Source organism: Flavobacterium sp. (assembly GCF_044341185.1).
Taxonomy (GTDB): Bacteria; Bacteroidota; Bacteroidia; order Flavobacteriales; family Flavobacteriaceae; genus Flavobacterium.
In genome coordinates this window covers 1-21,152 of the sequence record NZ_JBIISE010000022.1, presented here as the reverse complement: position 1 = coordinate 21,152, position 21,152 = coordinate 1, and the positions used below count along the sequence as shown (strand labels likewise).

17 protein-coding genes are annotated in these 21,152 nt (G+C 32.2%); 10 read left to right on the top strand and 7 right to left on the bottom strand.

The genetic code is table 11. The annotated features are described in order from the left end of the window. Positions 1 to 36: 36 nt before the first annotated feature. Entirely contained in the window at positions 37 to 4,248 is a 4,212-nt protein-coding gene (locus tag ACIQZ1_RS06300) for a choice-of-anchor L domain-containing protein (protein WP_396160077.1), read from the top strand. A gap of 65 nt (positions 4,249 to 4,313) precedes the next feature. Here the strand turns inward: ACIQZ1_RS06300 and pyk are convergent, their stop codons facing one another. The 5 genes from pyk to ACIQZ1_RS06275 all read right to left on the bottom strand — a co-directional run bounded on the left by pyk (position 4,314) and on the right by ACIQZ1_RS06275 (position 8,761). Then, complete coding sequence (gene pyk, locus ACIQZ1_RS06295; RefSeq protein WP_396160075.1) at positions 4,314 to 5,744, bottom strand: pyruvate kinase; 1,431 nt, start codon at positions 5,742 to 5,744, stop codon at positions 4,314 to 4,316. A gap of 2 nt (positions 5,745 to 5,746) precedes the next feature. Further along, positions 5,747 to 6,217 carry an IPExxxVDY family protein gene (locus tag ACIQZ1_RS06290; RefSeq protein ID WP_396160073.1) on the bottom strand — a complete coding sequence of 157 codons (471 nt, stop codon included), beginning with the start codon at positions 6,215 to 6,217 and terminating at the stop codon, positions 5,747 to 5,749. A 108-nt stretch (positions 6,218 to 6,325) separates the two neighbouring features. Then, positions 6,326 to 7,075, bottom strand: coding sequence for a ribonuclease III (gene rnc / locus ACIQZ1_RS06285; RefSeq protein ID WP_396160071.1), 750 nt, complete (start codon positions 7,073 to 7,075; stop codon positions 6,326 to 6,328). 4 nt (positions 7,076 to 7,079) lie between these two features. After that, complete coding sequence (gene fabF, locus ACIQZ1_RS06280; RefSeq protein ID WP_291241828.1) at positions 7,080 to 8,333, bottom strand: beta-ketoacyl-ACP synthase II; 1,254 nt, start codon at positions 8,331 to 8,333, stop codon at positions 7,080 to 7,082. Between the two features lie 191 nt (positions 8,334 to 8,524). Beyond that, the gene (locus tag ACIQZ1_RS06275) at positions 8,525 to 8,761 is read right to left on the bottom strand and encodes an acyl carrier protein (protein WP_007137004.1); all 237 of its coding nucleotides are present in this window, start codon (positions 8,759 to 8,761) and stop codon (positions 8,525 to 8,527) included. A gap of 243 nt (positions 8,762 to 9,004) precedes the next feature. Between ACIQZ1_RS06275 and ACIQZ1_RS06270 the strand changes: the two genes are divergently transcribed. After that, positions 9,005 to 9,568, top strand: a complete 564-nt coding sequence (locus ACIQZ1_RS06270) for a phosphoribosylglycinamide formyltransferase (protein WP_396160069.1) — start codon at positions 9,005 to 9,007, stop codon at positions 9,566 to 9,568. A 91-nt stretch (positions 9,569 to 9,659) separates the two neighbouring features. Then, complete coding sequence (gene rnhA / locus ACIQZ1_RS06265; RefSeq protein ID WP_396160067.1) at positions 9,660 to 10,139, top strand: ribonuclease HI; 480 nt, start codon at positions 9,660 to 9,662, stop codon at positions 10,137 to 10,139. 19 nt (positions 10,140 to 10,158) lie between these two features. On the opposite strand, the gene thiL is transcribed toward rnhA, so the two are convergent. Both thiL and ACIQZ1_RS06255 read right to left on the bottom strand, forming a co-directional pair. Next, positions 10,159 to 11,208, bottom strand: coding sequence for a thiamine-phosphate kinase (thiL, locus tag ACIQZ1_RS06260; protein ID WP_396160065.1), 1,050 nt, complete (start codon positions 11,206 to 11,208; stop codon positions 10,159 to 10,161). A 78-nt stretch (positions 11,209 to 11,286) separates the two neighbouring features. Beyond that, complete coding sequence (locus ACIQZ1_RS06255) at positions 11,287 to 11,763, bottom strand: regulatory protein RecX (RefSeq protein ID WP_396160063.1); 477 nt, start codon at positions 11,761 to 11,763, stop codon at positions 11,287 to 11,289. Positions 11,764 to 11,926: 163 nt separating this feature from the next. Between ACIQZ1_RS06255 and ACIQZ1_RS06250 the strand changes: the two genes are divergently transcribed. The 7 genes from ACIQZ1_RS06250 to ACIQZ1_RS06220 form a co-directional block, all read left to right on the top strand. Next, positions 11,927 to 12,850 (top strand): PfkB family carbohydrate kinase, encoded by a 924-nt coding sequence (locus tag ACIQZ1_RS06250; RefSeq protein ID WP_396148088.1) that lies wholly within the window; start codon positions 11,927 to 11,929, stop codon positions 12,848 to 12,850. Positions 12,851 to 12,917: 67 nt separating this feature from the next. After that, entirely contained in the window at positions 12,918 to 14,816 is a 1,899-nt protein-coding gene (locus ACIQZ1_RS06245) for an amidophosphoribosyltransferase (protein WP_396160061.1), read from the top strand. A gap of 249 nt (positions 14,817 to 15,065) precedes the next feature. After that, positions 15,066 to 15,692 (top strand): Crp/Fnr family transcriptional regulator, encoded by a 627-nt coding sequence (locus ACIQZ1_RS06240; RefSeq protein ID WP_396160059.1) that lies wholly within the window; start codon positions 15,066 to 15,068, stop codon positions 15,690 to 15,692. An 18-nt stretch (positions 15,693 to 15,710) separates the two neighbouring features. After that, entirely contained in the window at positions 15,711 to 16,502 is a 792-nt protein-coding gene (locus tag ACIQZ1_RS06235) for a hypothetical protein (RefSeq protein WP_396160057.1), read from the top strand. Positions 16,503 to 16,615: 113 nt separating this feature from the next. After that, positions 16,616 to 17,929 (top strand): TolC family protein, encoded by a 1,314-nt coding sequence (locus ACIQZ1_RS06230; RefSeq protein WP_396160055.1) that lies wholly within the window; start codon positions 16,616 to 16,618, stop codon positions 17,927 to 17,929. Positions 17,930 to 17,971: 42 nt separating this feature from the next. After that, a complete protein-coding gene (locus ACIQZ1_RS06225; protein ID WP_396160053.1) occupies positions 17,972 to 19,054 on the top strand; it encodes an efflux RND transporter periplasmic adaptor subunit in 1,083 nt (360 codons plus the stop codon). A gap of 48 nt (positions 19,055 to 19,102) precedes the next feature. Further along, the coding region (locus ACIQZ1_RS06220; RefSeq protein ID WP_396160051.1) for an efflux RND transporter permease subunit at positions 19,103 to 21,152 on the top strand (2,050 nt) is incomplete at its 3' end.

Sequence of the window (21,152 nt, the reverse complement as noted above, 5' to 3'; positions counted from 1 at the left end):
TAAATTTATATTCTAAATTAGAATTGCTTTAATAATATGAATTTGAAGGCCCTATATATTTTATTATTAGCATTAAGTTCAAGTGTGTTTTCACAGACAATAACAATTGATAATACTACTAATACACCAGCACAACTTGTAGATTTACTACTTGTAAATTCCTGTGTTTCAGTCTCAAATATTGCAATTTCATCCAATCAATCTGTCGCCTATTTTAATAAAAACGGTTCTGCCTTTCCGATAAATGAAGGGATTATTATACGAAATGGACTTGTATTAAACACCCAAGGGAATTATGTTAACAATTCCACATTAAGTTCGCAAATTAATACTAATACGGATGCTTATTTACAAAATATAAGTAATAATAGCGGTCAATCTTCCACAATAACAGATGTAGCTTTTTTAGAATTTGATTTTATACCAGTTTCAAACAGTTTTAGTTTTGATTTTTTATTCGCTTCTAACGAATATGGTGAATACCAGTGTGGATTCAGTGATGTTTTTGCTTTTGTATTAACCAATTTAAATACGGGCGTTTCAACTAACCTAGCCGTTATTCCAGGAACCAATATGCCAGTTACGGTTAAAGACATTAGAAATAAATTATATAACACCAATTGCGAATCGGCGAATTCAAATTTTTTTAGCACATATAATCCAACTAATATTCCCGCTTCTACATTAAATATGAGAGGACATACTGTAGTAATGAATGCGGCTTCTGCAGTAATTCCAAATGTTCCTTATAAAATAAGATTGGTAATTGGAGATTATAATGATTCAGGATATGATTCTGCTGTGTTTATTTCTGGAGGTAGCTTTACAACATCATTAGATTTAGGTCCTGATCAAACAGCTTGTTCTGGGAATTCCATACAATTAAACACGCAATTGGATTCTTCATATACTTTCCAATGGTTTCAAAATGGAAATCCTGTTGGAGGAAATACGCCTTCATACACAGCAAATGCTCCTGGAACCTATTCAGTAGAAGTTTCAAAAGGCACGTGTTTTTTAACAGACACTGTAATTATAAATGACTTAACCGTTACTTCTCCAAATAATTTACAAACATGTAATACGGGTGCAGCAAATTATACCTTTAATTTAACTACAAATAATGAAGCACAATTAGGTATTGACAATGCCACTTATGATTTGTTTTATTATGCCTCTATGGCTGATATAACTGCAAATAATCCAATTGCAGGACCTACAAATTATTCTACTACTTCAGGACAAACAATCTACGTAAAAATTTATAATACATTAACAAATTTGTTTTGTAGTACAGTATATCAATTTGATTTAGTAATAAATCCGGTTGTTATTGCTACTCAGCCCGTTGATGTACAATTATGTGAAGCTGCTTCTGCTACTACATATTTTTTAGCTAATTTAAATCTTCAAGTATTAAATGGATTAATTGGTTATGACGTTTTATATTTTGCTAATCAAGCAGATGCTATCGCAGGAAATATTGGTGCTATTACTTCAGTTGCCATACCTAATGGAACTACAACAGTAACTGTTTGGATCAGAATGCAAAACTCTTCTAATCCATTGTGTTTTGATGTTACAAGTGTAGATATTAATGTAAACCCATTGCCACCTGTTGATGATTTAGCCGATGTTGTTGCTTGTAGTAATTATGTTTTACCCGTTCTCACAAATGGGAATTATTTTACAGGCCCAGGTGGAGCTGGGACAGCACTATTTGCTGGTAATATAATAAACGATAGTGCAATGTATTATATATATTACGGACCTGATGTGAATGGTTGTTTTAACGAATCTTCCTTTTTAGCATATTTTGTAGATGAATATAAGCCGCTTTTAGACAATTGTGGTTCTTTTACAATACCTTCAACACCTTATAATATTGGTGCTTTTTACACCGCACCAGGAGGCCCATCTGGTTCAGGCACATTAATTCCTACCGGAACTGTTTTCCCAAATAATACACAGTTAAATATCGTTCAGCCAGTTTATTATTATGCAGAAGTAAATGGAGTTTTTTGTAGAGATGAATTATTTAATATTAATATTCGTCCACTTCCATTAATTGACACTTTATCTGATGTAACTTATTGTAATTCTTATACATTACCAGCTTTAACTCATGGAAATTATTTTTCTCAACCAGGAGGAACAGGAACACCTTATTTTGCAGGGGATATTATAAATGCAACTCAAATAATGTATATATATAATACTACTTCTTTTATAGACGCAAATGGAAATCCTGGAGGTTGTGCCTTAGAAACCGATTTTCAGATAAACATTATTAATACAAATTTGTTTACTACAATAAATAGATGTGTTAGTTATACTTTGCCAGCTATAACTTTTGGGGGATACTATACAGCACCATTAGGTGGAGGTTCACTGATTGATCCTAATGTCCCAATAACAAATTCTCAGGTAATATATTATTATGCCAATACAACATTGTTACCAAACTGTTCAGACAATTTAAATTATAATATTATTATTAATCCTTTACCTTTGGTAGATTTAATTCCTAGTGGTGTGTACTGTGGTGAATTTGTTTTGCCTGTTTTAACAAATGGAGCATATTATACCTTGCCAGGCGGACCAACTACTCTAGGGCAAATACCCCTTTCAGCTGGAAATATTATAGATTTATCTGGAGTTAGATTAAACCCAGGAACGTATTATATTTTTAATGGTCCTGATGTAAATGGCTGCTCAAATGAAATATCATTTACTATAAATTTAAACCCATTTCCACCTGCTGATGGTGTGCTAGATAGATTTGAATGCACGCCATATTCAATTGCTCAACCTGTAAATGGCACCATATATACTGCGCCAGGAGGCCCAAGTGGAGGAGGAACTGTAGTGTCACCAACAACTGTTTTTTCCGCTACACAAACCTTTTATTTGTATAATATTGACACTGTAACTAATTGCACAATTAATAGACCCTTTACGGTTACGTATAGCGGTATTAATTTGCCAAATTATACAAATGTTTCTGTTTGCGAATTTCAGAATTATACCTTACCAGCTTTAACACATGTTCCTCCTACTCCAGAAAATTATACTATAGGTTACTTTTATGATCAAGCGGGTACATTGCCTGTTCCAAATGGATTAGTGTTTAATGTTCCGAATACCACTACAACAATTTGGGTAGTAGCATCTAATGGGGATAGAACAATTTGTATTGCTCAAGATAGTTTTGATGTAATTGTATCTCAAACACCAAATTTAGCTGCGTTAGCATTAGTTTTTGATACAGAAGAATGCGGAACTTATGTGTTACCAACTTTGCCCTCAGTAGGTTTTACTTTAAATTATTATTCGCAACCTGGAGGAAATATAGCTAATTTAATCAGTAATTTAAATATTACTACACCAGGTACTTATACCTATTATGTTCATGCTAGCGCGATAAATAACCCAAATTGTAATGCAGAACAAGCATTTACTTTTACGGTTCACCCCCTATTAAACATTACTTTGCCGCAAGGTGTTATTTGTGTTGACCCGATTACAAATGTGCTAATTAGTCCGTATACGATTCAAACGGGTTTAAATCCCGCTGTATTTACAGCTAATTGGTTTTTAAATGGAACTTTATTGGGTACTGGAACTAATTTTATAGCAACGCAAGCTGGTGTTTATAATGTTACGTTTGTTAAACTCACTCCAGATGTTGGTTCGGCATGTAATTATAATAACACTACGGTAACTATTATTCAATCAAGTCCAGCTAAAGCCAATTTTACAGTGAGTCCGGAATTTAATACGGATGGAACCTTTATTACAGTTAATATTACAGACGGGTATGGTAATTACACCTATCAACTCGAATATCCAAATGGAGCATTAAGTCCGATTCAAACTTCTAATACTTTTAATAACTTAGCAACTGGTGATTATTTTGTAATTATTTATGATACGTTAGGCAATTGTTCACCTACTAGAATTGGACCTATTTATATTATTAATTATCCAAATTATTTTACACCAAATGGGGATGGGTTTCACGATACTTGGAACATTTTTGATTTGGCGCAACAACCCAAAAGTTTAATTTCTATTTTTGATAGATACGGAAAATTATTAAAACAAATTTCTCCCGCTGGCTCAGGTTGGGACGGAAAATACGATGGTAAAGATTTACCATCGACAGATTATTGGTTCTCGGTTGAATATATTACTCAAAGTAAACAAAAAGGTATTTTTAAATCTCATTTTAGTTTAAAACGATAGTAAAAAGTATAAAAAAATCCCAAATTCAACTAAGAATTTGGGATTTTATATTTTTATTTGATTTGTTATTCGATTTCAGAAATTCTTAAGGTGTTTACCATTCCTTTGTTAGCAATCGGCATAGAGGCAAGATTAATTACCATATCACCTTTTTTAACGTATTTCTTGTCTTTACAAATTTTATTGATGTCATCAATAGTATCATCAGTACTTGTAAATTTATTGTAAAAGAACGCTCTTACGCCCCAAAGTAAATTTAATTGCGTTACTATTCTTTCGTTTGAAGTAAATACTAAAATGTGTGCGTGAGGTCGCCAAGCTGAAATTTGAAAAGCGGTATAACCACTATTTGTTAACGTAGTAACAGCTTTTGCATTAATAGTATCTGCCATACCTGCTGCATTAAAACAAATAGATTTAGTGATATATCTATCGTTTCTTTTTGTTGGCGCAATATGAGGTACATTAATAAGTGGAGAGTCTTCTACACTTTCAATAATACTTGTCATGGTTTCAATAACTTGAACTGGATAATTTCCAACAGAAGTTTCGCCAGAAAGCATTACGGCATCTGCACCATCCATAACCGAGTTGGCTACATCATTTACCTCTGCTCTTGTAGGCGTTAAGCTAGTAATCATTGTTTCCATCATCTGAGTAGCTACAATTACTGGAATACGCGCTAATTTTGCCTTTAAAATTAGTTTTTTCTGAATTAATGGTACTTCTTGCGCAGGTACTTCAACACCTAAATCACCACGAGCTACCATTAAACCATCACAAGCAACAACAATTTCGTCAATATTTTCAACTGCTTCCGGTTTTTCAATTTTGGCAACAATTGGAATTTTATGTTCAGAATGTTCTGCAATTAAATCTTGTAAATCTTTAATATCTTCTTTAGTTCTAACAAACGAAAGTGCCATCCAATCTACTTTGTTTTCACAAGCAAAAATAGCATCTTTAATATCTTTTACTGTCAATGCAGGAAGCGATACTTTTGTGTTTGGTAAATTTACTCCTTTTTTAGATTTTAACGGCCCGCCTTGAATTACTTTACAAACTACTTCGTCAACTCTATTGGTTTCAATGGCTTCGAACATTAGTTTTCCATCATCTAAAAGAATTCTTTCTCCAGGATTTACATCTTTTGGAAATTCTTTATAGTTCATATAAACCCTGTCAGCAGTTCCAGGAATATCTTCTGAAGTCTGGAAAGTAATTATATCTCCAGGATGCACCATTACATCTTCTTTCATTACACCAACGCGTAATTTTGGTCCTTGTAAATCGGCTAAAATAGAAGTGGTATAGCCAAATTCGGCATTTAATTCACGGATGATATCTATTCTTTCTTTTACATCGGTATAATCTGCGTGAGAAAAGTTAATTCTAAAAACATTAACTCCTGCGTCAATCATTTTTTTAATAACTTCTTTGCTACTACAAGCAGGACCTAATGTGGCAACAATTTTTGTTTTTTTTGTTGTATGCATATTTAAAAAATTAAATTGTTTATCGATTTTAAATTAGTTGTATCTACTTTATAAATAGTAGAAACATTTTGTATAGTACTTATTTTTTGAATAACTTCTTCGCTTTTAAAGCTTGAATCTATATTGTCTATTTTTAATAAATAATCGGCTGTTTTTAATTCTGGAATTAAATTCATTGTAATATTATCCTCAGAAAAGAAACCCGTGTTATTTTGGTTCGAATTAAAACTGGTTTGATTTTTAATGAGTTCCCAAGTTATATCTTGGTTATAATCATCATAACTAAATCTTGAAAATTTTCCCGTTCCGTTAGAAGATTTTATAGAAATTTCGTTATCATTTTTTGCCATTAAAACATTCAATTTTAAGTTTATTAAAAAGGTTAATTTAAAATCTTTTAAATTAGAATGAATCGCAAGTAACTCAAAATCATTTGATTCAAAATCGTCGAATGTAAGTTTAAGATTTGCCATTTATTTTTTTAATAATCGTAAAGATAGTAGTAAAAATTATTAAATTGTAGAAAAAAAGGCTTCTAAACAATTAAATTTTTAATTCAAACGTTGTAGTTGATAAAAAATTTAGGATTTGTTTTCAATTTTATCTTGTAATGCAAAAAAGGCTCTTTTTGCAGCTGTTTCTTCTGCTTTTTTCTTCGAAGTGGCTCTAGCTTTGCTAATTACCTGATTATCCATTAGTAATTTTACACCAAAGTATTTTACTCCTTCTTTACCATCATCTTCAAAAATATCAAATTTAAAAGTAATTTTTTCTTTCTGACACCATTCGATAATTAAACTTTTATAGCTAATAACTTTACCTTCTAATCGCTCAATATCCACGTATTGTTTGATGATTTTTTCCTGAATAAATTTCTCACAATACGGATATCCTTTATCTAAATATATGGCGCCAATAAAAGCTTCGCATAAATTTCCATGAATATTGTCTCCAAAATGGGAAGGACTCACTTTGCTTTCTATAAATTGAACCAAATTAAAGTCTCTGCCTAATTCATTTAAATGCTCTCTACTTACAATTTTAGAGCGCATTTTTGTTAAATAACCTTCATCACCAGTTGGTACTTTTTTATACAAATGAGCTGCAATTACGCTGCCTAACATAGCGTCACCTAAGAACTCTAAACGTTCGTAACTAATTGGGAATCCGTTTTCATCGGTTTGGTTAGAGGAACGGTGCGTGAAGGCATGTTTGTAATAAATTTCTGTATTGGGTTTAAATCCTAATATTTTGGTAATTTTTTCAAAAAAAACCCCGTCTTGATTAGAAGAAGGGGATTTTTTCAATATTTTATTAAAAATGCGACGCATGAAGTTATTCTTCTAATTTTTTGAAAAGCACACAAGCATTATGTCCACCAAATCCAAAAGTATTACTCATTGCCACTTTAATTTCTCTTTTTTGAGGCGTGTTTAAAGTCAAGTTTAATGACGGATCAATATTTTCATCAACTGTGGTGTGGTTTATTGTTGGAGGAACAAGACTGTGTTTCATGGCTAATATTGAAGCAATTGCCTCAATCGCTCCAGCAGCTCCTAACAAGTGCCCTGTCATTGATTTTGTAGAATTGATATTTATATTTTTAGCGTGTGCACCAAAAACGTGACTAATTGCTTTTAATTCTGCAACATCACCTAAGGGCGTAGACGTTCCGTGCGTGTTGATGTGATCTACTTCTTCAGGTTTCATGCCGGCATCACGTAATGTGTTTTCCATTACTGCAATCACTCCAATTCCTTCTGGATGTGGCGCCGTTAAGTGATAGGCATCAGATGACATTCCGCCACCGCCAACTTCACAATATATTTTTGCACCACGGGCTTTTGCATGTTCGTATTCCTCAAAAACTAAAGCACCTGCACCTTCACCTAAAACAAAACCATCTCTATTAGCGTCAAATGGTCTAGAAGCCGTTTCTGGCGAATCGTTTCTTGTAGATAACGCTTGCATAGAGTTAAACCCACCCATTCCTGCGATAGTTACCGCTGCTTCAGAGCCTCCAGACACAATCACATCACACATTCCTAAACGTATGTAGTTAAAAGCGTCAATCATGGCATTAGCTGAAGAAGCACAAGCGGAAACGGTTGTGTAGTTTGGACCCATAAATCCATTTCTCATAGAAATATGAGCAGGAGCAATATCGGCAATCATTTTTGGAATAAAGAAAGGATTGAAACGAGGTGTTCCGTCACCTTTAGCATAACTTAGAACTTCTTCTTGAAACGTTTCTAAACCACCAATTCCAGCACCCCAAATTACACCAACTCTTTGCTTATTTACGTTAGATTCTAAAATCCCGGCATCTGCAATTGCTTGTTCACCAGCAACTATAGCGTATTGTGCAAATTTATCCATACGTCTTGCTTCTTTTCTATCGATAAAATCTTCGATATTGAAGTTTTTTACTTCACAAGCAAATTTGGTTTTATGTTTTTCGGTATCATAATACGTAATTGGAGCCGCACCGCTTTTACCGCTAATTAAGGCATTCCAATATTCTTGAATATTATTTCCAATTGGAGTAAGTGCTCCAAGTCCTGTTACCACTACACGTTTTAATTGCATAAATTATTTTTTAGTTATATAGAAAAACCCAATGCGTCATAATTAAATATCAACATTGGGTATTACATAAATGTCTTATGTGAATGATTGTAATACAATCAATGTTTTTACAAATCTAAACAAAGATTTTTAAAAACAGAAACAAAAAATAACAACATCCGTATAAAATAAATTATACGGATGAAAGGTTATTATTTCTTAGCTTCTTCGATGTAAGAAATTGCTTGACCTACAGTAGCAATGTTTTCAGCTTGGTCGTCTGGAATTTGGATATCAAATTCTTTTTCGAATTCCATAATAAGCTCTACAGTGTCTAATGAATCAGCACCTAAATCGTTAGTGAAGCTTGCTTCTGTTACTACTTCGTTTTCGTCAACACCTAATTTGTCCACGATAATCGCTTTTACTCTTGATGCAATGTCTGACATAATTTTTAATTTTTAATTTATTTGTTGGCAAAAATAAAAAACTTTATTTTAATACAACATTTTTGTTAGTAAATATAACTACGAATGTATAAAAAAAACTTAAAATAGCCTAATTCTCTATGCTTTTCATTTAAATTATTTTTTAATTTCTTTTATTTTTTGCCATTAAACCTAAATGAATTTATACTTTTGTGTGATATTTATGTGGTTTATTGCTATAATAAGTTAAAAAAATAGATTGAAATGAAGAAGATTGTACTTTTTGCTTCCGGAAATGGCACTAATGCCGAAAATATTATGACTTATTTTGACACATCAAATGCCGTTTCTGTTGTAGGCGTGTTTACAAACAATTCTGAAGCTAAAGTAATTGAAAGAGCAAAAAAATTTAAAGTTCCTACTTTTGTTTTCAATAAATCAGCACTTTCAGATGATACCGTTTTAAATCAGCTAAAGCAATTGCAACCTGATTTAATTGTTTTAGCAGGTTTTTTATTAAAATTTCCCATTCATATAATTAACGAATTTCCGAATAAAGTAATTAACATTCATCCGGCGTTATTGCCTAATTATGGAGGAAAAGGGATGTATGGTATGCACGTACATCAATCAGTTTTTAAAAATAAAGAAAAGGAAACAGGAATTACGATTCATTATGTGAACGAACATTTTGATGAAGGCGAATTTATTTTTCAAACCAACGTAAATATTGAAAATTGTAAAAAAGCAGAAGAAATCGCACAAAAAATTCACGAATTGGAAATGGAACATTTTCCGAAAGTGATTGAGAGATTTTTAGAAGGTTAGACTTGTTAGAAAGTCAAACCACTAAAATTTCTTAATTTCAATGTCTAATAATCTAATCAATCTAAAAATCTAATCAATCTAACAATTCAAAATGTCCTACCAAGTTCACATATATACAGATGGCGCTGCCAAAGGAAATCCGGGTCCAGGTGGTTATGGTGTGGTAATGGAAATGGTGGGTACGCCATACAAAAAAGAGTTTTTTGAAGGATTTAGACATACTACAAATAACAGAATGGAATTACTAGCCGTAATTGTAGGGTTAGAAAAATTGAAAGCACCTAAAACCACTGTCTTGATAGTCTCAGACTCTAAATATGTTGTAGATTCTGTAGAAAAAGGTTGGGTGTTTGGTTGGGAGAAAAAATACTTCAAAGACAAAAAAAATCCCGATTTATGGTTGCGGTTTTTAAAAATCTACAGACAACATCAGGTGAAATTCAAATGGATTAAAGGCCATAACAATCATCCTCAAAACGAACGCTGTGACGAATTAGCCGTGATGGCCTCGCAACAAAAAAATTTAAATATCGATACTTTTTACGAAACGGAAGAACAGAAATTGTTGTAGAATAGTTTTCCAATCAATTTTATTCCTCATTTATAGCATTCCAGCCTCTGGCTTTAAGTTCAATTTTTGTGTTGGCGCGAGTAACCAAGTGCATGCCTTCACTTTCCGCAACCATATGACCAATAATCGTAAAATTTGGATTGTGTTTTAATTTTTCGAAATCGTCCATTTTTATTGTGAAAAGCAATTCGTAGTCTTCTCCGCCATTTAAGGCAATTGTGGTAATATCTACATTAAATTCTTCACACACATTTATTAATTGTGGGTCAACTGGAATTTTGTCTTCATACACATTACAACCTAATTTACTCTGCTTACAAATATGCATAATTTCAGAGGACAATCCGTCTGAAATATCAATCATAGCGGTAGGTTGTACTTCTAATTTTTCTAGCAATTCTTTTACGTCATTTCTGGCCTCTGGCTTCAATTGACGTTCAATTAAATAAGTATAATCGTCTAAAATAGGTTGGTTATTAGGGTTGACTTGAAATACTTGTTTTTCTCTTTCCAAAACTTGTAAACCCATATATGCAGCACCTAAATCGCCAGAAACAACTAATAAATCAGTTTGTTGTGCGCCATTTCGGTAGGTAATTTCATTTAAATTTGCCTCGCCAATAGCTGTAATGCTTATAATTAATCCTTTTTGAGAAGACGTGGTGTCGCCGCCAATTACATCTACATTATAGGCGTTGGCTGCTAAAGTAATTCCTGCAAAAAGTTCTTCCATAGCTTCTAACGGAAAACGATTTGAAACCGCCACTGAAACGGTAACCTGAGTAGGAATTGCATTCATCGCACAAATGTCTGAAACATTAGACACAATTGCTTTGTATCCCAAATGTTTTAAAGGCATGTAGCTTAAATCGAAATGCACACCTTCTACTAATAAATCGGTAGAAATTACTGCTTTTTTGCCTGCAAAGTCTAAAACAGCGGCGTCGTCACCAATACCTTTTAGCGTACTTTCTTGATTAATTTTGAAATGCTTGGTTAAGTGTTCAATTAATCCGAATTCACCTAAACTGGCAATGCTCGTTGTTTTTTGATCTTTATTTTCTAACATAAGGTTTTATTTTTTGCAAAGATAAGGAATTAAAGTGCCAATTGATTAATGTGACAATGTGCCAATTAGGTAATTGTTCTAATTATCTAATTGTTTAAGTTTTTCAAAAATTAAATTGGTTTCGTATCCTTTTCGGAGTAAGAAATCTACAAATTTTTTATTTTTCTTTTGTCCTTTTCGTTCTTTAATACTGTTCCAGTTTTTTTCTGCAAGTGTATGAAAATTAGCTAAATAAATATCGTTTGGTAGTTCCAATAAAGCTAAATCAATGTTTCTTTTAGATATTTCTCTGAACTTTAATTCTTGAACAATTCGGTTTTTACCCCAACCTTTATAGTTGTGTTTTCCTCTTGCAAAACTTTTAGCAAAACGTTCTTCATCAATATATTTATTTTCGATAAGATGTACAATAATTTGTTCCTTTAGTTCAGGAAGTAACGTAAAACTTCGTAATTTTTGTTCCACTTCTTTATGACAACGATCTTGGTAAGAGCAGTAATACTCTAATTTGCTGATAATTTCTTTTGTAGTAAGTGAGGTTTTTGGTGCTTCCAATGAAAAATAGTATATATCTATTCAAAATTACTATAAAAAATAACTTTTACAATAGTATCAATATGTTTCTTTTGCTTCAAATTTTTTTATAACTAAAATTAGTCCTACATTTTTAAACTTCAAACGGAATAACTATCTTTGCCACTTATTTAAAACAAAGTAAATGAGTAAATTATTAATTGTAGGAACTGTAGCTTTTGATGCTATTGAAACCCCTTTTGGAAAAACAGATAAAATTTTAGGAGGCGCAGCAACTTATATTGGCTTATCCGCATCATTTTTTAAACTGGATTCGGCAATAGTATCTGTTGTAGGTGAAGATTTTCCACAAGAACATTTAGATTTATTATCAGAAAGAAATATAAATATTGAAGGAATTGAAATTGTAAAAGGCGGAAAAACTTTCTTTTGGAGTGGAAAATATCATAACGATATGAATTCTCGTGATACTTTAGCTACGGAGTTAAATGTATTAGCGGATTTTAATCCTGTGGTGCCTCAAGCATATAAAGATGCATCGGTGGTTATGTTAGGAAATTTACATCCAATTGTGCAATCATCCGTTTTAAATCAAATGACAACTCAACCAAAATTAGTAGTTTTAGATACGATGAATTTTTGGATGGATTGTGCGTTACCTGAATTATTAGAGGTAATAAAACGTGTTGATGTAATTACAATCAACGATGAAGAAGCACGTCAATTATCTGGAGAATATTCTTTAGTAAAAGCGGCAGCAAAAATTCACACTATGGGTCCTAAATATGTAGTTATTAAAAAAGGAGAACACGGAGCTTTAATTTTCCATAATAAAGATGTTTTCTTTGCGCCAGCATTGCCGTTAGAAGAAGTTTTTGACCCAACAGGAGCAGGAGATACGTTTGCAGGAGGATTTTCTGGATATATTGCTCAATCTGAAGATATTTCTTTTGAAAATATGAAAAACGCCATTATTCACGGCTCAAATTTAGCATCATTTTGTGTAGAAAAATTTGGAACGGAAAGAATGGTAAACTTAAACAAAGAAGATGTTTATGCTCGTTTACAACAATTTAAGTCGTTAACACAATTTGACATCAAATTATAAGACCAAATTAAGCCTCGAAATTTCGGGGCATTTTTAATACAATAAATAATACAACACAATAACAACTATGAGCGACGCTATTAAACACGAATGTGGAATTGCCTTACTTAGACTATTAAAACCATTAGAATACTATAGAGAAAAATATGGTACGGCTTTTTACGGGGTAGAAAAAATGTACCTTTTAATGGAAAAACAACACAATCGCGGACAAGATGGTGCCGGTTTTGCTAGTATTAAACTAGACGTAAAACCAGGTCAAAGATATATTAGCAGAATACGTTCTAATCAAGCGCAACCTATTCAGGATATTTTTGGTCAAATTAACACCAGAATTTCTGAGGAATTAGCTAAAAATCCGACGTATCAAAATAATGTAGCGTTGCAAAAAGAAAACATTCCTTATGTAGGCGAATTATTTTTAGGTCACGTACGATATGGAACTTTCGGGAAAAACAGCATTGAAAGCGTTCACCCTTTTTTACGTCAAAACAATTGGATGCACAGAAACTTACTAGTTGCTGGAAACTTTAACATGACCAATGTTAAAGAGTTATTCCAAGATTTAGTTGATGTTGGTCAACATCCAAAATTAATGGCAGATACGGTAACCGTAATGGAAAAAATCGGGCATTTTTTAGATGATGAAATTACACAATTGTATTTAGATTGTAAAAATGAAGGACTTACAAAATTAGAAGCTTCGCCAGTTATTGCAGAGCGATTAAATATAGGAAGAATTTTAAAAAGAGCCTCTAAAAATTTTGATGGTGGGTACGCTATGGCGGGACTTTTAGGTCATGGAGATGCTTTTGTGGTAAGAGATCCAAACGGAATACGTCCAGCATATTATTACCAAGATGACGAAATTGTGGTGGTAGCTTCAGAGCGCCCAGTTATTCAAACGGTTTTTAATGTTGCCTTCGAAGATGTTAAAGAATTAGAAGCGGGTGATGCCATTATTGTTAAGAAAAACGGAAATGTTATTTTCGAAAACATTAGAGAATGTGTACATAAAAAAGCCTGTTCTTTTGAAAGAATTTATTTTTCTCGCGGAAGTGATGCCGAAATATATCAAGAAAGAAAATTATTAGGAAAATATGTTTTTCCAAGCGTTTTAAAAGAAATTGAGAATGACATACATAATTCTGTATTCTCTTTTATTCCAAATACGGCGGAAACTTCTTTTTATGGAATGGCTGAAGCGGCTCAAAAATTCTTAGACGAACAAAAGGTTAAAGATATTATTGCGCAAAAAGACACTTTAGACGAAAAAGGGTTAAACGAAATTTTAGCCGAAAAAGTTCGTACCGAAAAAATAGCTATTAAAGATGTAAAACTTCGTACTTTTATTACGGAGGACAGTAGTAGAGATGAAATGGTAGCACATGTGTACGACATTACATACGGCGTAGTAAAACCAACTGATAATTTGGTAATTATTGATGACAGTATTGTTAGAGGAACAACGTTAAAACAAAGCATTATAAAAATTTTAGACCGATTACATCCTAAGAAAATTGTAGTAGTTTCGTCTGCTCCTCAAATTAGATATCCTGATTGTTACGGAATTGATATGAGTACTTTAGAAGGTTTCATCGCTTTTAAAGCAGCATTAGAACTTTTAAAAGAAACCAATCAATATCAAATTGTTGAAGACGTTTATAAAAAATGTAAAGCACAACAAGGGATAAAAGATACAGAAGTTGTAAATCATGTAAAAGAAATTTACAATCCGTTTACAGATGAGCAAATTTCAGATAAAATGGCAGAAATGCTAACTTCAAAAGAAGTGAAAGCAAAAGTGAAAATCATTTTCCAAAAAGTAGAAGATTTACATAAAGCGTGTCCTAAAAATTTAGGCGATTGGTACTTCACTGGAAACTATCCAACACCTGGAGGAAACCGAGTTGTAAATACGGCTTTTATCAACTTTTATGAAGGAAATGGAGCACGTGCGTATTAAAAAAGTGCATTTCATCGAGAATATTAGCAATACAACAATTATTTTGTTTTTGTAAAATATCTTAGTATACTTTTACATAACCAGAAAATTAGTAGGTTAAGTTTTATGGTAGATTTGGGGCAAAAAGGGTGAAAAGAAATTTTCGCCTTTTTTATTTTATATACTTTCCATTCAAATCTTTTTTATTTTTTCACTTTTTGTTTTTTGAATTTACTAAATTCGCTAATGGAAACTTAAATTTTCCTAAAAATGAAAAACACACTCCAAAACACGTATAATTTTATTTTTGAAGGAAGTTTGATAAACGAAATTTTAGAAATTTCTAAGATTCACGATTTCAAAGAAGGCGATATTATTATAGATTTTAATGAAAACATTAAAAATATGCCATTAATGTTAACTGGAGCCATTAAAATTTTACGTGAAGATTTTGATGAAGGCGAACTGCTTTTGTATTTTATAGAAAAAGGAGATACTTGCGCCATGTCTATGCAGTGTTGCTTAGGAAATGCCAAAAGTGAAATCCGCGCTATAGCAGAAACTGACGGTCAACTAATTTTAATTCCGGTAGCTAAAATGAACGAATGGCTTGGGAAATATGCCACTTGGAGAAATTTTGTATTTAACAGCTATAACAATCGATTGAAAGAAATGCTAACAACAATTGATCATTTAGCATTTATGAATATGGATGAAAGATTACTAAATTATCTTTTAGAAAAATCTAAAATTAATACGTCCAACCAAATTAAAAAAACACATCAAGAAATTGCTTACGATTTAAATACGTCAAGAGTCGTAATTTCCCGAATTTTAAAAGCTTTAGAAAACAAAGGAAAAATTAAATTGAATAGAGCGTATATTGAGTTGTTGTAGGTTTATTAAAATCATAAAATGAAATATAAAATTCTATTAGTATCAATATTTTTATCGATAAGTTCTTTTTCGCAAAACTTGTGCAAAACAGATATTATGGATGGTGAAAAATTACTTCCAAATAATGAAATTGAAAAATTTTTAAAATATGATTTCTCCGAATTGTGGCTCCAAACAGACAACAATATAGTATATGGAATTTTAGGAGACGATTTTCAAAGAATTCAAATAAAGTTAATTTCTATTTCGAAAAACATCAATAATCAAAATGAGTATTTTGTTTATGGAAAATCTAAAGTCAAAGAAAATGTTTGCGAATTCATTGGAAAAATTACAATTGATAAAATTCAAGAATCTAAAAGAGAACATTTTGGAGTAGATGATGAATATAAAAATTCAGGTATAAAAACTCAAGGTTTACTGAGTGCTAAATATGAGTTTTATGAAAATAAATTACAATCACATTCAGGCTTTTTTAGTGGTGATTTAGAATCCAAATGGTTTTTAGACAAAGATAATAAAATACAATATGATACTATAAATATACATTCTGACGCTTATTTTAACAATGCTTTTAAAGGAAGTTGGACAATGTATAATTCCAAAACTAAAAAAAAGTGTCATTGGGGAGATTATAGAGTCCCAAGTGTTGATTGTAGTTTTGATATTGGTGTAGCTGAATTTTCTGTAGCCGAAAAACATTATTCAAAAGGCTGGATTGATATTACCTTGAAAGGCAAAATAAATAGTTTAGATATTACTGAAATGAAAAGTATATCTAAAGTTGCTATTAAAAATTGGTGGGAGTAAAACGACTTTTAGCCATAACAGGTTCAATTAAATAAATTTCCCACCTCTGTAACACTTGTTACTGTACATTATTTTTTATGCGTTTACATTTGTCTCATAATTAATTTAGGATTATGAAAAAATTTAAACACACTATTTTAAGTTCAGCAGTATTATTTTCTGTTTTTGGATTGGCACAAGACACGCTGTCCATTTCTAAAAACGATATTTCTAAGAAAATAACTTCAACTAATTTACAATTAAAAATTGCCGAAAAAAATGCCCAATCCGCAAAAGCAGATTACAATCAGGCAAAAGCAGTTTACTTGCCAAATATTTCGGTTTCACATACCGGAATTTCAACTACAAATCCATTAATGGCATTTGGTTCAAAATTAAATCAAGAAATTTTAACCGCTTCTGATTTTAATCCAGCTTTATTAAACGATCCTGCAAAAACACAAAATTTTGCAACGAAATTTGAAATTCAACAACCATTAATTAATGTTGATGGTTTTTATGGAAGACAAGCAGCTAAAGCCAAAATGGAGGCGTTTCAATTACAAACCGAACGCACCAAAGAATACCTTGAATTAGAGGTTTCAAAAGCATATATGCAGTTGCAATTGGCCTATAAAGCAGTAAAAGTTTTAGAAAAAGCAAATACAACAGGAAAAGCCAATTTGAAATTAGTAGAAAATTATTTCAAACAAGGTATGTTGCAAAAAACAGATTTGTTAAACGTACAAGTTCGTGTAAATGAAATTGCCAATCAGTTGCAATATGCAAAAAGTAACGTGCAAAATGCTTCAGATTATTTAGGGTTTTTATTAAACGAAGACACGCAAGGAAAAGTGTATAAACCATCTGAAGCGTTAGAAAATACAATTTCCATCGAAGCTATGAATACTACTTTATCTGAAAATAGAAAAGACATTCAAGCGATGAGTAAATCTTCGGAAGCGTATGCAAAAATGTTACAATCTTCAAAAATGACGTTTTTACCAAGATTAAATGCTTTTGGAAGTTATGAAATGTACGACGCAACCATTTTAGGAACATCGGCAAAAGGCTATTTAGTTGGTGCCCAGTTATCTTGGAATGTTTTTGATGGTTATAAAACTGTTGGGAAATATCAGAAAGCTAAGGCAGAATCTCAAAAAGCCGATGTAGAAAAAGACCAATATACTAAGCAAAGTCAATTGGAATTAAACAAAACCAATCGCCAATTAAAAGACGCAGAAAACAAAGTGAATTTGTCGAAATTAGCTTTCGAACAATCGCAAGAAGCGTACAGAATTCGCCAGAACAGATTTGCACAAGGTTTAGAAAAAACTACCGATTTATTGCAATCTGAAACACAAATGATTCAAAAAGAATTAGAGCAATTACAAGCGGTTTTTGAATATAATTTTACCAAACAATATTTACAGTTTTTAACGAAGTAAATTTCAATAGCAATTTCAATTATCAATCTCAATTTTTAAAATATGAAAAAAATAATTATTTTAAGCCTTTCCACTTTAGTATTATTTTCTTGTGGAAAAGAAGCAAAAGAAGTAACCAATAACGAACCAGCTATTAAAGTTGTAGTAAACGGTTCTGCTGCTAATAACTCAGAATTTATTACCGCAAGCGGAAAAACTGAGGCAGAGAGTAGTGCTAATTTAAGTACAAGAATGATGGGTTATGTAACCAAAGTTCACGTAAAAACAGGTCAAAAAGTTGGCGCTGGACAACTTTTAGTAAGTATCAATAGTTCTGATTTAGAAGCTAAAAAAGCACAAGTTGATGCCTCAATACTTCAAGCAACAGCAGCATACAACAATGCTAAAAAAGATTACGATCGTTTTGTCAATTTATTTGCACAACAAAGTGCTTCTCAAAAAGAATTAGACGATATGACCTCGCGATTTGAAATGGCAAAAGCAGGTTTAGCTGGAGCAAAACAAATGCGAAATGAGGTTATGGCGCAGTTTTCATATTCAAATATTACCGCTCCATTTTCTGGTGAAGTTACCAATACTTTTATAAAAGAAGGTGATATGGCAAATCCAGGTATGCCTTTAGTAAGTATAGAAGGCGCATCAAGAATGCAAGTAACTGCTATGGTTTCTGAAAGTGATATTACCAAAATTACAAACGGAATGCCTGTAAAAATAATGGTAAAATCTTTAAATAAAGAAGTGTCAGGAAAGGTTTCTGAAGTCAGCGGTTCAGCAAAAAACACGGGTGGACAATATTTAGTGAAAGTGACTTTAAATTCAAATGATAAATCAATATTATCAGGGATGTTTGTAAACGTACAATTTCCAATTTCTAATACAACAAAGTCAGAAATTACGGTAAAATCAGAAAAAGTAATGGTTCCAGAAACTGCTTTTGTAAAGCAAGGTCAACTTACAGGAATTTATACCATTGCTAATGGGAAAACTGCTATTTTAAGATGGGTAAGAACAGGAAAAACTTATGGTAATCAATTAGAGGTTTTATCAGGTTTATCGGCAAGCGAGCAATATATTGTTTCAGCAGAAGGTAAATTGTATAATGGTGCTAAAGTGTCAATAAATTAGATTTTAATATTAAAAATCTAAAGATCCAACAATCTAAAAATCTAAAAAATGCAAGAAGGTATATCAGGTAAAATTGCTCATTTTTTCATCAATTCTAAATTAACCATTTTATTAATGGTGGGGTTGATGATAATAGGAGTATACAGTTCATTCTTAATTCCTCGAGAAGAAGAACCACAAATTAATGTTCCAATGGCAGATATTATGATTGGCTATCCAGGTGCAAGTCCAGCAGAAGTGGAAAGTCGAGTTATAAAGCCATTAGAAAAAGTACTATCAAACATAAAAGGAGTAGAGCATTTACATAGTATGGCTATGAACGGTCAGGCTATGATAATTGTTCAGTTTTATGTAGGTGAAGATTCAGAACGCTCATATGTAAAATTATACGATGAGTTAATGAAAAACGAAAATATATTTCCAAAAGGCGTATTTAAACCTATGGTAAAAACACGTTCTATTGACGATGTACCTATGTTAGGATTAACGCTTTGGAGCGAAAAATTAAATGATTTTGAAATTCGTCAAATTGCGGAAGAAGTTACCTCGGAAATTGAAAAAGTAAAAGATGTTGCCATTACTAAAGAAATTGGTGGAAGAACTCGCGAATTAAAAGTTGTTTTAGACAAAGATAAAATGGCTGAAAATGGTGTAGATCCTTTAGCAATTATGCAAATGATTCAAGCTAATAACGGTAGTTCCCAATCAGGAAGTTTTGTAGCCAATGATAAAGAATATTTACTTACAACGGGTGAGTTTTTAACCACCTCAGAAGATGTAGAAAATTTAGTGGTAGGTGTAAATGCAAATATGCCTGTGTACTTAAAACAGGTAGCCGAAGTTCAAGATGGCCCGTCAACACCAAGAAGTTATGTGTCTTTTGGATACGGAAAAGCGAATGAAAAATATGCAAAAAACAAATCAGAATATCCAGCAGTTACTATTTCAATTGGAAAAGTAAAAGGCGCGGATGCGATGAAAATTTCAGATAAAATCATTGAGAAAGTTGAAACTTTAAAAAAGACATTAATTACCGATGATGTTCACGTAGAAGTTTCCAGAAATTATGGAGAAACGGCATCGCATAAAGTTGGTGAATTATTAATGCATTTAGGTGTAGCCATTATCGCGGTAACCCTTTTAGTTATGTTAGCTATGGGCTGGCGTGGTGGTTTAGTGGTTTTCTTTTCTGTACCATTAACATTTGCTTTAACGTTGTTTGCCTACTATATGTTGGGTTATACATTAAACAGAATTACGCTTTTTGCTTTAGTTTTTGTAGTTGGAATTGTAGTAGATGATAGTATTATCATCGCCGAAAATATGCACCGCCATTTTAAAATGAAGCGATTGCCGTTCAAACAAGCTGCAATTTACGCGATTAATGAAGTTGGAAATCCAACCATCTTAGCCACATTTACAGTAATCGCTGCCATTTTACCAATGGCTTTCGTATCTGGAATGATGGGGCCATACATGAGTCCGATGCCAATTGGTGCGTCTATTGCAATGTTATTGTCGTTGTTTGTTGCTTTAACAGTTACACCTTATTTAGGTTATCATTTATTACACGAAAAAGAAGAACAAGAGCATAAAGCAGAACAAGGATTAGAAACGTCTTGGATTTATAAACTATACAATAAAATTGAACGTCCATTTTTAGAAAATTCTACGAAACGTAGAGTAATGTTGGGAATTACAGTGGTTTTATTAGCAGGTTCGGTATTGATGTTTTTCACAAAATCGGTCTTAGTAAAAATGTTGCCTTTCGATAATAAAAACGAATTCCAAGTGGTAATTGATATGCCAGAAGGCACTACGTTAGAAAGAACAGCAGCTGTAACTCAAGAAATTGCCCAATATATAATAACGGTTCCAGAAGTAGTTAATTATCAAAATTATATTGGAACGTCTGCACCAATTACGTTTAATGGATTGGTTCGTCATTACGATTTACGCGGTGGAAGCAATATGGCCGACATCCAAGTTAATTTATTACATAAAGAAGATAGAGATTTACAAAGTCACGATATCGCGAAAGTAGTTCGTCCAGAAGTGCAAAAAATTGCAAAAAAATATGGTGCAAATGTTAAAATTA